We start from the raw sequence: 15,626 nt of genomic DNA, 5'->3' as shown, positions 1-15,626 counted from the left end.
CATCTATGTGTTAGTAATTGAATTTAATGCCCATGATATACGTTTTCACACCAGGGTAAGAACCAAAGTCGATACCTCTTCTTTGAGGATTCTGACTGTAAGTGGTTACCTCAGGATCGTATCCAGGATAGTTCGTAAGTGTAAATAAGTTATGACCTGATGCATACAATCTCATTGATCGTTTACTTCTGAAACGGAACGTATACCCTAAGTTTACATTTTTCAATCTTAAATAAGAAGCATCATAAATCTGACGGTCCGAACTGATTGCTCTCTGCCCTGTAACTGTCATTGGTGCAGGATGTTCAGGGTTATCTATATTACCTGTAGATGGATTATAAACCACCTCCCCAGTTTCGTAATTGTAATCGATTGGTGCTTTCCATGAATTGTTGTAAGCCTCTTCAGAGACATTGGTAGTCTTACTCATATTTACCAATGGCCAAGACTCTACCCAAAGAATATCTCCACCTTTTTGGCCTGTGATTAAGAAACTCACATCCCAGTTTTTGTATTTAAATGAACTGCTTAATGAGAACACAAAATCAGGGTTCGGGTCACCAATTTTCACATAATCATCAAAATTAATTTGTTGGTTAGGTAGTGGATTCCCATCTGCATCGTATTCTACATGGTGGTTTACATATTTAATCTCACCTGGAGCAGCTCCAACGATACCACTTGCATTGGCTTCATCCCAATCTTTGTATATTCCATCTGTTTCAGCACCCCAGAAAATACCCAAAGGTTGACCTTCCATAAAGATATTTGGATAAACTCTATCCGGTCCTACTGATGGCCCTAATTGGTAATCAATATTGTTGTTCAATGAAACAAGCATATTTCTATTCAAGGCAAAAGTACCTGTTACATTCCAGTTGAAGTTTTTCTTTTTGATGATATCATAACCCATTGTTACTTCAATACCTCTGTTTTCTACCTCACCAAAATTGTCGATTTTAGATACAAAACCATTTGAGGCTGGTAAATTCACTTTCTGAAGTAAGTCGTATGTTTTCTTGTAGTAAACATCTGCAGAAGCTGTTAAACGATTCCTAAACAATCCGATATCAAGACCTACGTTAAACTGATCTGTCGTTTCCCAAGTTAGGTTATCATTTGCCAAATTGGTTTCTATATAACCTACCGCTACCGATCCATCATAATTGTATCTCACCGGCTCCATTAAAGCCATCGATTGGTAAGCATTAATGGCATTGTTACCTGTCTTACCATAGGATGCTCTCAATTTCAAATTATTGATTTTCTCAGATGACTTTAAAAAGTTTTCTTCTGAGATGGCCCATGCCACTGCTGCAGAGGGGAAAATTGCACTCTTATTGTTGTCGGCAAATTTCGATGAAGCATCAATCCTAGCATTTACATCTACATAGTATTTGTGTCTAAAATTATAAGCTGCTCTAAATAAACCGGATACTAAGTCTGTCGTAAAATAATTATTGATAGGAACTAATACATCTGTTGCATTTTCAAAAGTATAATACCCTGTTGCATCTGTAGGGAAACCTAATGCTCTTTGGAACTCAGATTGAACCGTTCTTTTTTCAATAGTACCCAATCCGATAAAATCCAAGTTGTGGTCGTCCCATGATTTTTGGTAACGTAAGTTTAACTCACCGTATAACTTTGTATTCAAAAGAGAAGATCTTGCCGCTTCACCATTGTTTCTTCTACCTCTTGAAGTAGATGAAGGATAGTAAGAGTTTCTATAGCTACTTTGTACGTTCACTGCACCTTTTGCCGTAGCACTTAAGTTATCTGTAAAGTTGGTAGATAACGTAAATGCTTGGTTAAATGTATAGGCATCTTTAATATCCTGTACTTGAGTTGCCATCGTATACGGATTCGATAACAAATATCCTTCGTTTAATGGCGCATAAATATCATCCGATTGACCATCATTTAATACTTCATAAATGGGTTGGAAGGTTAAAGTATTCGTTACGATACCTTTCTCATTAAACATTTCACCGTTACCTGCAGATGTTGCTCTACCTGTACCATAAGATCCATTGGTTCTAGAATTCAAGGTCACTTTCCCATCAAAAGTTTGTCTATTGATGTTCATGTTTAGGGTAGCTCTTGTATAATCAGAGTTAAGGATAACTCCTTGATTATCAGTTAGGCCGAAGCTTAAAGACATGTTCCCTTTCTTATTCCCCCCTCTGTAGGCTAAGTTATAATTCTGAGTGATCGCCTGTTGGTAAGTAATATCCTGCCAATCGGTATTGACACCCGTCGTTTCAGGGAAAGGCATTCTACCTGGAAGCTCTGCGACTTCTGGAAAATTCTCCGGAGTTAATGGTTGCGTTCCATCGAACACCATACCTTCTCTGGCTGGGTTAGTGATCACTTTGTAAAAGTTATTGAGCACTCTTTGGTTCATGTACTCTTCAAATTGAGGACCGTCCAATACACCAATTTTATTATTGATTTCAGAAATACCGAATTCTACTGTTGCTGTTAGTTTGTCATAGCTTTTTCCGCCATCTGCTTCTTTCGTTGTGATTACGACTACACCGTTGGCTCCTCTTGCTCCATAGATGGCTGTTGCATTGGCATCTTTCAGAATATTGATGCTTTCGATATCACTTGGATTAATAAAGTTTAGAGCAGATTGAGAATCTCCACTACCTGCATTTCCTTGTGCATCTGTCAATGGATCCATCGGAATACCATCAATTACATATAATGGTTGAGTACCACCTTGCATAGAGTTCGTACCACGAATCTGGATACCAACTCCACCACCTGGCTGACCATTACCTGATACAATCACGCCGGCCACTCTACCAACAATCATGTTTTCAACATTTACAGATCTTGTTTGTTCTAATTCATCACTTCCAATTGTTCCAACCGCACCAACAACATCTCCTTTTTTGATATCAAAGTAACCTGAACTCACTACGACTTCATCCAACTCTTCAATATCATAACCTAAACGCACATCAATTTCCGATCTATTGTTTACGGCAATTTCTTGAGTTACCATTCCTATAAAAGAGAAGACCAAGATGTCAGATTCTTTTACTTTAATTGTAAATCTACCATCCATATCGGTAATCATTCCTCTAGAAGTATCTCCATCCTTGATGACAACACTTACACCTGGAAGTGGCAGATTTTCCTCATCAGAGTATACTGTACCTTTAACAGTTCGGTCTTGTGCGAAAGCCGATACCGCGAGGCAAGTAATCAGTATAAGTAATAATTGTTTCATATTTATATTGTCCTATTTCTTAATTAGTTGATGTGTAGATTGACCTTTGTTTGTGATAATTCGTATTAAAAAATGCCCAGGAGGCAGTTGACTCACATTAATTTTATTGGTATTATCTAAAGCTTGCCTACTGTAAAGAATTCCTGTTGTTGAATAGATTAAAACTTCTTCTATCAAGGCTTCGCTTGTGATATATATTTCTCCTTCAGCTGGGTTCGGAAAAATCGATGTTTTTACAAAATTATCTTCTGTTGAAGTAGGGTCTTTTATCTCATCATCATTAAAAATCTCTTCCAAATACGCACCTACAGTACCATAAGATTGGTCTGGCTCTACTACCCATTTTCCATCCAAATACTTGTATAAAGTATCTAATTCGTATTGTTCTCCTTTCTCAAAATCGAAAGCTTGATCACCAGAACTGAAAAAATTCCAAAGGTATACCTGTTGTACTCCAGTGTATTTCACCAAGCCAAGCAGATCTGAAAACATTTCTGGTAATTCTTCTCTTTCGTATTGTTTTGGGATATAAGGTTCATTCTCGTTCATGCCAAATTCTCCTAGCATTACCGGTGTACCTTCATTAACAAAATGGGCAGAAGTTGTAAAGTACTCTGCAATTCGAATACCATTTAAGAAACCATAAGGAAAAACTTCAATCTCTTGTAACCATCTCCCATCATACGATGACCATGAACTAATATCCAATCTCATTTGTGGGATCACTTGTTCGATCAAATTCGGAACTTCTAATTCGATCATATTCGTGTATTCTCCATCCTTTCTATAGAAAAGTTTATTGAATTCTACACTAAAAAGAACCTCTGCATTCGCCTCAGGATATAAAGCTCTTGCTTTTTCTACACCTCTCATTCTTGAACGGAACATTCGTCCCATACCATCTACTCTCCATCGAATATCAACAGGAATCGTTTCTGGTTCTTTCTCCCAATTTCTTGTAGAACCTCTCAACATCCAATCTCCTTCCCAATTCTGAAGTACAAAACGCTTGTCCATGTCTCCATACATTTCTAGTAGGTGCACTGTTAATTGAAAAAACTGTTCCTCTTCTTGAGCATAGATATCGTTGTTTTTATCAGGACCTTCTTTGTAATAATCTCCAAAATTAGGGTTAGCCCAAACTGCATGGGTTTTAATTTCTTCATCAGAAAACAACGTATCCATCAAATGATATTTGGCTAACCCCGTCATAGTGTTGAATTGGTTAGGCCAATCATGATTAAAAGGATAATGAGCATGCATCTTTTGCCATCCACAGGTAAGAGATGTTTTAAAAGCTGTTGAACCAAACTCTTTGAACATGTCCAACCCTTCAATTAAGTAGGGTTTTTCAGTAAAGTTATACCAACCTCCTATATGAGATGCTCCAATCACATGTTTGTATTCTGAAGCATTTTCATAATTTTCTGGCTTATAAGGCTCAATTTGAACCATCATAGAGTCATAAGATTCAATATGATTTTTGAAGTGAGTACGAATCTCACCATAGTTCAACACTTGGAACAACTCTTCCTCGTTCTGTATCGTTTCTGGGTGTAAAGCATCTTCACCCAAACGTAGTAAACCTGTTCTTGCAATTTTAAGTTGAAAACCTTTGTTTCCACTCTCCACCCATTCATTGGTATGGTTAACGGTTTTTGTAGAAATACTACCTCCATTTTTAATGTAGATGGATGATTGAATACTTCCATTTTTAGAATATAGATCAAGGTTCTCACAAACAATAACCCCTTCTGTAGTAAAAACGATAGGAGTTTTGTTCAACCATTTTTGATCTCTACCTCCGCTTATTCCTAAGCTGCCGTATACTTTCAGAAATGTATATGAAGTGAAGTCCACTTCTTGTGTTGAAGTATTGATGATATTGAAATCTCCATCAACCACCATATTGTAATGATCAATAGTAAGCGTTGAAGATTCAGTACCCGATAACACCAAATTTTTTGGATTGATATATCCCTCTCCAGTGATAGAAGTTGCTGTGTTGGTATTGATGATCAAGTTACTATTGTAAGGGTGAAGGAAAGACTCCGATTCCATGGAACTCTCTCCTCTACCCTGAGCAATGGTACCATCACAGTGGATATTACCATTTATTCCAATCCATTTTTCTGCTTCTTCATCATGACCAATCAGCAAGTTTCCTGCTTGATCAATATTCAAGTTGTTACAAACAAAAAGTGTGTCCACTCCTTGAGGTAAAATCAAGAATACCGTATAATCTTTTAAGTCAACATTATCTAGTTTTGTTGGGACTTTTTGGTTACTCCAAATAGTAGGATCAGACCAATGCCCTCCAGAAATAGCACTCACCTCGTTTTGTGCCAATGCGTTAATAGATAATGTAAGTTTAAAAAATAGAAGTAGTAATATATTTCGTAAAAAACATTTCATTTCAAATCATTAGTTATTTATAGCAATCATTAGTTATTGAACTCTATCGTCTTAAGCACATCAAAGGCTTTTGTATAGAACTCATCGTTTGTAGGGTATTTTTTATTCGCTTTTTTGTAAGCCTTCAGGTAGTTATTCATTTGAATGAAGTAATCATTATGGATAAAGTAAATCGGCTTTTTCTCACCTTCGGCAGAGATTAGCGACATGTCCTTAGATTCTCCATTCTTTTCATATTCATTGTTATACATTTCCCAGTGCAAGCAGAAAGGTAGTTTCATCTGAATAGAAGCTAACATCACATCTTTAGAACGTCCAGCTTGCTCTTCAAAATTACCTTTTACCACTTTAAAGCCATACTCACCAATCCAAACTCTTCTAGAAAAAGGTAAACCTTCTTTAGGTTGAAGCTTAGATTCTATATAGTCCATAACCGGAGCTACATCTTTGTATACGTTTTCGTAACCTTGGCTTCTCTTACTGATCTCATAGCTTGAGTAAGAAACAAAGTCAACATCTACATTGGGCAGAATAGATTCTGAGATACACTTCTCTCCTTTCATACCTTTTAGTGCCAAATTCACCTCGATGTAATGGTATACTTCGACATTCTTATGCTTCGTATCTCGCTTAGCATCATCAATTGCTTGCTGGCGGATTTGGAACCATTCTGTCATCCCAGCAATTTTCGTTTCAGAAGGAACTAGCTTTTTGTTACCCATACCATGTAGTAACCAATCGCCTTCCCAGTTTCCAATTAGGAAAGTCTTACCCGATTTGTTGTAACGCTTTAGTAAGTAAGTAGTGTAGTCATACATCTCATTGTAAAATGCTTTCTTTTCGGTTTCAGTTATGCCGTCATTCCATTTTGCGTTAGTCAGGGTATGTACCCACATAAAAATATACTTAAAATCCATGTCCAACACTTCTCTAAAATCTTGCTTGATTTTAACTAGATCTAGTGTTGTCTTAATGTTAGGATCCTTAAATTGGTCCGGGTAGATTTTATGGTATTGTTTACTTACAGAGATCTTTAGGATATTAGAACCTAACCCTCTGATTTGCTTTGCTTGTTCTACCAAGTAAGAGTCTTTCGTAAATTTATACTTTCCTCCAATGCCTTGAGTACCTAAAACAAAGTTATAATTCTCCAATGGTTCTGGAGTGGGTACCTCAACCTTTACAGTGCTTGTTTGTGCCATTACTAAGAATGGAAAAAACACAAACATCGATATCCATAATTTTTTTAATTCCTTCATTTCATTAAATCTTAAAACTAACATCTGAGTTTATTTGTCTAACGCTAATGTCTAAATTTGATGGTAAAATGAGGTTTGTTATCTATCCAAGAGAGTTGAATATTCAACCTACAGGCCTTTACGCCTAGTTTTTGGAAGGATTCGAATAAGAAGTAGATAAAAACTACCTACTTCTTACAATTAGAAAATTATCTCTTCTCTTATTGATTCGATATACTCTTTTGGCGTCTTACCGATGTGTTTCTTGAAGGTAGTACTGAAGTACTTCGGATCATTGAACCCTGATTCATAGGCAACATCAGCTACTCTTAGATCTTTTCTTGTCTTGAACAATTCGATAGCATGGTTAATTCTAATCTTTATGATCAAATCAGATGGCGACATACCCGAATGTTTTTTCAACTTTCTAAATAAGTTTGATCGACTATATCCTAAGTTTTCACAAAGGGTCACAATATTGAATTCTTTGTTCGTTACATTAGACTTGATTTCCTCTACCACTTTCGATAAGAAATCTTGCTCTGCTGATACCGGTTCCGTTTCTTCTTCCTCTTGGTCAGTCATCAATTTCTTGATCAAATGTCTAGATTTTAGAAGGTTGTTGATAGTTATTCTCAACATTTCCATTCTAAATGGCTTTTCAACATAAGCATCTGCACCCAATTCCAGACCTTCTATCTTGTCTTCTACTCTACTTAAAGCCGTTAACATCACCACAGGTATATGGCTCGTTTTGTAATTATTCTTAAGGATATGGCAAAGTTCTTTACCACTCATTAATGGCATCATTACATCAGTGATAACCAAATCAGGCCTTTTCTCTAACGCAATTACCAAGGCTTCTTTGCCGTTTGGAGCTTCTAATATCTTATAGTCTTTCGATAATTCTTCTACCAGTGTTTTTCTGATATCGTCATTATCTTCTACTACCAAGATTGTTTTCTCTTCATTGATATTTAAAGTAGGTAAATGTTCCTCTTCCTCTACAATCACTTTAAGGATTTCTTCCTCCATAAAGTGCCCTTTTCCAAGACTTAATGAAATAGTAAACTTCGTACCTAAATCTACCTTACTCTCAAATTCGAGCGTTCCTCTATGCAGTTCAACAATTTTCTTCGCTAATAAAAGACCAATACCGCTACCGGCAATGTTGGATTCTGCAGCGTTGTTTGCTCTAACAAAACGGGTAAATATCTTTTTCTGTTGATTCTCAGGAATACCGATACCATTATCGATAAAGTTGATCAATACTTTACCTTTCTCTTCTTCAATATTGATCTTCACTGTGCCTCCTTGGTGAGAGTATTTGATGGCATTGGAAATTAAGTTATTGAAAACTCGAACCATCTTTTCTTTATCAAACCAAACATTGATGGATGCCATAGAAAAGTTGAACGTTAATTCCTTATTCTCAATCATTGGTTTAAAATCAAGAAGTACTTCTTCCATAAGCGATTTCAAATCAATCTCCTGCACTTTCAACTCCAGCTGGTTTCTTTCCGCTTTTTGGAAATCCAATAATTGAGTTACGTATTCATTTAGATGCTTTGTATTTCTTCGAATTAAACTGATTGCATTTTCACCATTCTCTCCTTTAGCCAGTTGGTCTGCAGACAATTGAATTAAAGAAACGGGAGTTCGGATATCATGTGCAACATTCACAAAGAACTTAATTTTCTCATCCGAGAAGTTCTGTTGATGTTTTGCTTTCTGCACTTGCATAATCAAGAAGAAAATCCCCAATGTTATGATCATATACATTAAAAAAGCAATTGGAGACAACCACCATGGGTCTTTAATGTCTAAATTTAATTCATATACATTATCGGATACCACACCATCAGAGTTGATGACATCTACCACTAATTTATAATCTCCTGCAGGTAATTTTGTGTAGGATATCTGTCCGCCATTAATAAGAATAATCGGTTTATCATCATATCCTTCTAACTGATACTTAATAATGTTTTGGTTCTTCCCGTATAAATCAGGAACAATGATACTGAACATCACCGTATTTTGATCATGATTTAATGTTAGCTCATGATTAAAATTAAGGTTATCGACAAAACGGTAATCTACCTGTTGACCGTTGATTTTAAATTCATCAACGATAACATTCTTCTTCTGATAATTCTTTTTGATGTTACTTGGGTTGAACTTAATCGCACCTTCTGCACCACCAAACATTAAGGAACCATCTTGAAGTTTAAGACTTGCACCAAATCCAAAATTACTGATCTCTACACCATCTTTTTTACCAAACCTTCTTAGATGATTGTCCGTCATATTGTATTTGTACAAACCTTGGCTACTACTTAACCAAAGGTTCCCATTTTGATCAAAGTTCAAACCGTAAATGATACCAACATCACCGTTTGTAAAGTGTGTTATGAGCTTATCAGTTTTAAAATTGTAGCTTTGTAAGCCTTCACCCCCACCAATCCATACTTTCTCTCTTTCATTGTCGATTAACAAAGCAAAAGCATTGGCTGTTTTGATAGCACTAGACTTTCCTTCTAATTTCTTTATCTCACCCGTCGTTTTGTTTAACAGGTGTGCACCATCCAAACTAGCCACAATGTATAGGTTTTCTGACCTTGCTACAATGCTTTTCACATAGCCTATTTTATAGTTCCTTTGGTATTTATCATTGGTGAATAGTGATAAAGGAGCGTTATTTCCACCTACCCAAACATCATCTCCAATGATTTGAGTGGTAAAAACAAAAATATTTTCTCTTTCTGGAGCTTCGAATGCTTTTCTCGCCTTGTAAGTTTTCGGATCGACCAAGAAAGAACCTTTACCATATGTTCCCACTAAAATTTCTCCTTTGTACTTGTTTAAAGTAAGTACAGGAGTATTGATTAATGTGTTTAGTTTTTGCCATTGTCCGTTAGGCGACAATACATCAATACCCGACTCTGTACCAAACCAAATATTTCCATTATCGTCTCTTAAGATCGATCGGATAAAATTATCTGAAAGGCTATTTTTTAAGTTTAGAATATGTTGGTAATTAGTAAATGGGTTGTCTTCTGTGAATAAGATATCTACACCCATTTCTTTGTGACCTAACCAATAAACATTGTTCTTATCTACATATATTGTTTCAAGGTCATTTTGTCGTAAAGAAGATGGATCATCTGGGTTATGGTTATAATGAGCAATCACATTAAAATGCTGATCTACCACAAATAAACCGTCTCCATCTACACCAAGTAAAGCATTATCGTTGTTATCAAAAAAGATCTCTCTTATTGTACTCTTACCATTTTTAAAACCATTCAACTTCAACGGTGTCAACTTACCATAATCATATAAGAATAGTTCTGAACTATTGGTGGTAATCCAAAATCTACCTTTGGAGTCGATATTAAATGTGAGGATATCGATATCTTTTACCAACTCCTCTTTGATAGAGTACTTGTTATCAATTCCTTTCACCAGTTCAAACAGACCTTTCGCTCCACCTACATAAATTTTACCGTTGTATTTGATAATATCTCTACACAATAATAATTTAGATGGCGACACCTTTTTAGCAAAAGTCTTCGACTCCATATTATAGATGGTTACTCCATTCCTTAAACCTAAAAGGATTTCGTTATCATTGACAAATTTTGCACTAGTAAAAGTATACTTTTCAGCCTTTGCAATAAGTTCAAACGAATCATGAATATAGTCGTACTTACTAATTACTCCCTTTCTACTAATGGCGTAAATATCGCCATCCTTTTTTATCAAAGCGGTGATAAATTGATTGGTTTCTTTTTCCGAGATTTGATAGGATAAATATCTTTCTCCAGAATACCTATATAGGCCAGATTTTGTGCCTACCCACATGTAACCTAAAGAATCTTCAACCATACTTGTTACAGTACCGTTGACCAAACCTTTTTCTGTTTCTAAATGAACGATATCTTCTGCTTGAATAGACACAGAAAATAAAAGTATTAGTATCGTAGTTTTTAAGTATAGTAAGTATGTTTTCATTCTGGTAAAAAATTGCCGTTAAATAGATAATGGTATGAATCTCTTTTTCATGCTGATCTGTTTAACGAATATAATTATACTATTAAATGAATGATAATAAAGAGTAAAATAAATCTCATCTTGCGCAATGTTCATTCTTATATAGTAGAATTACTGATCACTATCGTATTTCATTTCAATCATTCATGACAGTAGTAAAAATGCGGTTTTGTGATCTGATTTCAAACTTTTGACCTAATATTGAACCTTTGATGGACTATATCAAAACCTTTCGCTCCTATAATTTAAACGATGCTTTTTAAGTCCCCAATTATTTGTATTACTTCAATAAAGGATTTTAGTCCTACTCTTTACTGTAACACTTACTTTTCATCACATCATCGCTCTCCATCTTATCCAAGAAGTGAATGTTCATGGAGGGAACTTTGGCTAGTACCACCTATAATATCATCACCCTAAAATAATCGTTTACTCTTTATCTAGAACTCGGAATGTTACACCAAGAAAATTCAAATCATACCTAATAATAACATCGATAGTAGTTTTTGTGTATCACTTATTATATTAACAAAGCAACCAACTTCTAACCTAGATATCATTAGTCAGAAAATCATGGTATACTCATAAGGCTAGTGATAAAGAAAAATAAGCGAAAGGGTATTTTCAAGCTCTAAATACTAAATAGGATAGTCAAAAAAATCGACTAATTTTGAATGGTTGGTTATAAAACTATTTTGACTTAAAATTGGATTATATTGATGTAGCTGAATTGTAATTTTATGATGTCGCTAAAACACACCTTTTCGTAATCTTTTTAATTAGGAATGTATGAATTATAAAATTAACAATGTATATGTAGGTCTTTTCCTACTTATATTAAGCATAGGTTGTAAGCCCACTTTAAATAAAAAGGTAAAGAAACAACCCAATGTATTGGTTATTATGTGTGACCAATTGAACTACAAGGCTCTTAGTTGCTATGGAGGCCCTGTACCCACTCCCAATATCGACAGAATTGCCAACGAAGGAGTTAAGTTTAATAGAGCGTATAGTGCAACCCCATTTTGTTCACCTTCTAGAGCTTCCATTGTTACGGGACTTTATCCGCATCAACATGGTGTAGTCCACAACTTGGGTTCGAAACAAAAAGATGGTATCGATATTACAGATGAAACAACAGGTAAATTATTAAATAGCGAGGGTTATGCTACGCACCAATATGGTAAATGGCATGTAGAAAGCGATTCCCTAAACTATTTACCATACTATAAAGATCAATATGATTATGCCTATCAGTACAAACAAGAAATGGCTGATAGACAAATTACTGTTCGTAAAGATGATGGGCAAGATTGGATGAATTTCTACAATCAATTCTGGCCTGTGGAGGTAAGTCCTTCTATGGCTAATAAAAGAAGTCACCTTGAAAATGTTTGGGAAGATGTTAAACACAAGGACTTCGTTATTAAAATGGGTCGTTTAAGATTGAAACAAGAAGATTGGATTGATGATATCTTAGCTAATAAAACAGTGGCCTCTATCGAAAATGCTTCTTCTGTAGATGCTCCATTTTTCATTACTACCTCTTTTATCTGGCCACATGATCCCAATTTTGTACCTGATCCATACTATGGTCTTTTCAATCCTGATTCATTGCAAATGCCATTAACTCAAGTGCCAGAAACAAAGTTCGACAAATCTTGGTCTAGAAGAATGGTAAAAGGTTACGGTGATGAAGGGCTTAGAGAGTTTTTAAGAATCTACTATGGTGCTGTAAAATATCTAGATGACAGGGTAGGCAGAATCTTGGGTGAGTTGGAAGAACAAGGTATTCTTGATGAAACTTTGATCATCTTTACTGCCGACCATGGTGATATGATGGGTGAACATGGTATGGTATGGAAAGTAAATGAATCGTTTTATGATGATATCGCGGCCATTCCATTTATGATCCGTTATCCAAAACTTTTAAAACCTGGTGTTACAGATATTCCCGTTAGTTTAGTAGACATTAAGCCAACAATATTGTCTATTACAGATACAGACTATAAAGAAGAAGTAGCAGGGGTGAATATTATTCCGTTCCTAACAGGTGAAAAGGATAAATCATTGGCTCCTAAATATTCATTCTGTGAAAGAATTAAGGCACATCCAAAAGGCGGACGAGAAGTACTGGCAGATGCCAAAGGTTCATTTATGGTACGTGACGAACAATACAAATTAGTTATTTACCCTGATGGTGATAGTTTTTTCTATGATCTAAAGAACGATCCGGGGGAATCTAAAAACATCATCGATGATAGAAAATACATCAATCAAATTCTTGATTTAGAGAACGCACTACAAAATTGGTTAGATGAAACGGGATGGAAAGGAAAGAAAGTAAATTTCATGTACAGAACGTAATCCAACTATCAATTGGTAGTCATAAAAAAGAGTTGGGGTTATTATCACTTTTGATAATAACCCCAACTCTTTTTTAGTATTCAGCATAAGTAAAGCTAAAGAACTAAAACATGTACTGAAAGTCTTATTGCGCGAGTTTTTTATCAAGTTCTAGTGCACTAACACCTTCCAAACCTGATTGATATATCTGCTGGATCTCTTCATGGTTTAGGGCTCTAGTCCACATCGAAACATCATCCAAAAGTCCTTTGAAATTTTGCATGTTCATAGTTTCTCTTAGGTTTGATTTATGCTTCTTCATTTGAGTAGCAATAGACATCCAATTGGCTTGGCTGGTATTCACCTTACTATTTCCTCCTTGGGTATTTCTTTCCGAAATTAATTTACCATCCACATACAGCAAATTATCATTGAGTGTTGCCCCATATTGAGGTACTACTACCGCTACATGATGCCATTTTCCATCATTAATTTTTTGATTGGTGGTTACCGTATAAATATCTGACTTAAGAGCGAGTTCTAGTTGTCCGTCGTTGATAGAAATATTGTAGAACTGCCCTTTTCCCCAATAGGAATTACTATTGAAAATAATTCTTCTGCCGTCTGCATTTGTTTTTAACCATAAAGAAATAGTTCGCTCGTACCCTTTTGCTATAGGGCCAATTGGCAACACAAATAGCTTTGAATTTTCATCAATTCTAATCGCATTATCAATGATGCCTTTTTCTATTTTAGAAGGAGCTCCTAGCAATGAATAATCATACTCAAAATCACCGTCATTTAGGTAGGCAACAGGTGAAGTAATGCCTTTGAAATGCACTTTATCCTTTGCTTGATTTGGATAATTGCCAGTAACACTAAATTTAAATTTATCCGCAGGAATCTTTTTATCAAAACTCCAATGGATTTGTATTTTTTGAGGTGAGATAGGAGCAAGTAAACCTGATGAGGCAACTGTTGTATTTGCATTTGATTTATCAATCGTCAATGTTCCTAGCTGATCTCCATTTTTATGATAAGCGACTAAGCTTAACTTGTTATCTTCTACGTCTACAGTGGTTAAATTACTTAAATCATTACCTCTTCCTACAAATTGGATAAGATCAGACTTATCGTCTTTTGTGACTGTATTCATATGCACTTCTCCTGCTAAATACAGATCAACATGATACTTTCGTAAGAGATTTAAAACCTTCTCTTCGGCATGTCTTGACACCAACATACCACTACTCGCATACTTTCTTACTGGATAAATAATCGGTAAATGAGATTGTACGATAATGTGCTTAATACTCTTCTCTTTTTGGGCTTCACTAAGTACAGCTTCGAACCACTTTAGATGTTCTCCTGTAATATCTCCCTCCACTGTTCCTTCATCTCCTAAATTGATATCCGCACCATCGAATCTAAACATATCAATGGTTACAAATAAGATATTTTTGTATTGGATCGCATTAGAAGTGTGTTCATATTTAGTTCCAATCGGTCTGGCGTCCGCCTTACCAATTTTTTTAGTGAAACGAGAATTTCCTTTCTCATCTAAAGTAAAAACTCTAGCAAAGCCTTCTCTGAAATGAGGTAAATTTTTGACCACTTTTGAATTTTTTCTCCAAGGATTATCTCCCAGTTCATGATCACCTACAGCCACTAGAAATTCTTGGTAACCCACTCCATATACGATATCTTTCAGTCCTTGATAACATAAAAGAGAAGACTCAATAATTACATCCTTTTCCGAATAATCGGCATATGCTGGGTATGATTTAAAAGCATTTAGGTATTTAGCTTTGTACCAATGTCCTCCGTTGGTATCTCCCGGAAGAATAACCAACTCTCCCCCATGAGCATTTTTCATCTCTCTAAAAGAAGTCATTTGTGATGCAATACGCTCTTCTCTTGCATTTTTAAAAGCAGGATCTTTACTCTTATTCCAAATTCTTGTGAACCCTTCAGCATTATGGTAATCTGGAATATTAATAAATCTCCATTTTGGAGTGGTCTCCTGTGCAAATGTATTTATGCTTAATAGTAAAGCAGTAAAAATCAGTGTTAGTGTATTTCTCTTCATTTCAATTTCTTTTATTCCAAATATGAAGAATATCACACTACTTCAGTAGCATAAAACCTACAATAAGTATCATAGATAATGATTCGTTTATTTGTGGTCATAGTAGTTTAGGCGATTGTAATTTTAAGCGGGACTACTATGAATATTATATTGTACAACTTACCTACTTAGCACTTCAAAATATTCGAATCACCTTCTACTAAGGAAATATCAATCCTAAAAAAAGCACTTCTATTTA

At 35.4% G+C, this 15,626-nt stretch carries 6 protein-coding genes; 1 reads left to right on the top strand and 5 read right to left on the bottom strand.

Annotated features, from left to right (window positions below; translation table 11 throughout):
• Positions 1-10: 10 nt before the first annotated feature.
• From QL232_RS02785 to QL232_RS02770, 4 genes are all read right to left on the bottom strand, one after another.
• Positions 11-3,244 carry a TonB-dependent receptor gene (locus QL232_RS02785; protein WP_281612980.1) on the bottom strand — a complete coding sequence of 1,078 codons (3,234 nt, stop codon included), beginning with the start codon at positions 3,242-3,244 and terminating at the stop codon, positions 11-13.
• A 12-nt stretch (positions 3,245-3,256) separates the two neighbouring features.
• Positions 3,257-5,659, bottom strand: coding sequence for a T9SS type A sorting domain-containing protein (locus QL232_RS02780; RefSeq protein WP_281612979.1), 2,403 nt, complete (start codon positions 5,657-5,659; stop codon positions 3,257-3,259).
• A gap of 29 nt (positions 5,660-5,688) precedes the next feature.
• The gene (locus QL232_RS02775) at positions 5,689-6,918 is read right to left on the bottom strand and encodes a hypothetical protein (RefSeq protein WP_168882467.1); all 1,230 of its coding nucleotides are present in this window, start codon (positions 6,916-6,918) and stop codon (positions 5,689-5,691) included.
• Positions 6,919-7,098: 180 nt separating this feature from the next.
• Positions 7,099-10,914, bottom strand: coding sequence for an ATP-binding protein (locus QL232_RS02770; RefSeq protein WP_281612978.1), 3,816 nt, complete (start codon positions 10,912-10,914; stop codon positions 7,099-7,101).
• A gap of 828 nt (positions 10,915-11,742) precedes the next feature.
• On the opposite strand from QL232_RS02770, the gene QL232_RS02765 reads away from it, so the two are divergent.
• A complete protein-coding gene (locus tag QL232_RS02765) occupies positions 11,743-13,320 on the top strand; it encodes a sulfatase-like hydrolase/transferase (protein WP_281612977.1) in 1,578 nt (525 codons plus the stop codon).
• Positions 13,321-13,444: 124 nt separating this feature from the next.
• Here the strand turns inward: QL232_RS02765 and QL232_RS02760 are convergent, their stop codons facing one another.
• The gene (locus tag QL232_RS02760; protein WP_281612976.1) at positions 13,445-15,388 is read right to left on the bottom strand and encodes a LamG-like jellyroll fold domain-containing protein; all 1,944 of its coding nucleotides are present in this window, start codon (positions 15,386-15,388) and stop codon (positions 13,445-13,447) included.
• Positions 15,389-15,626: the final 238 nt, after the last annotated feature.

It is taken from the genome of Flammeovirga sp. SubArs3 (assembly GCF_947387565.1).
Lineage (GTDB): Bacteria > Bacteroidota > Bacteroidia > Cytophagales > Flammeovirgaceae > Flammeovirga > Flammeovirga agarivorans.
Note: the sequence above shows the minus strand (reverse complement) of the source record. Positions and strands in the feature narration are given on the sequence as shown.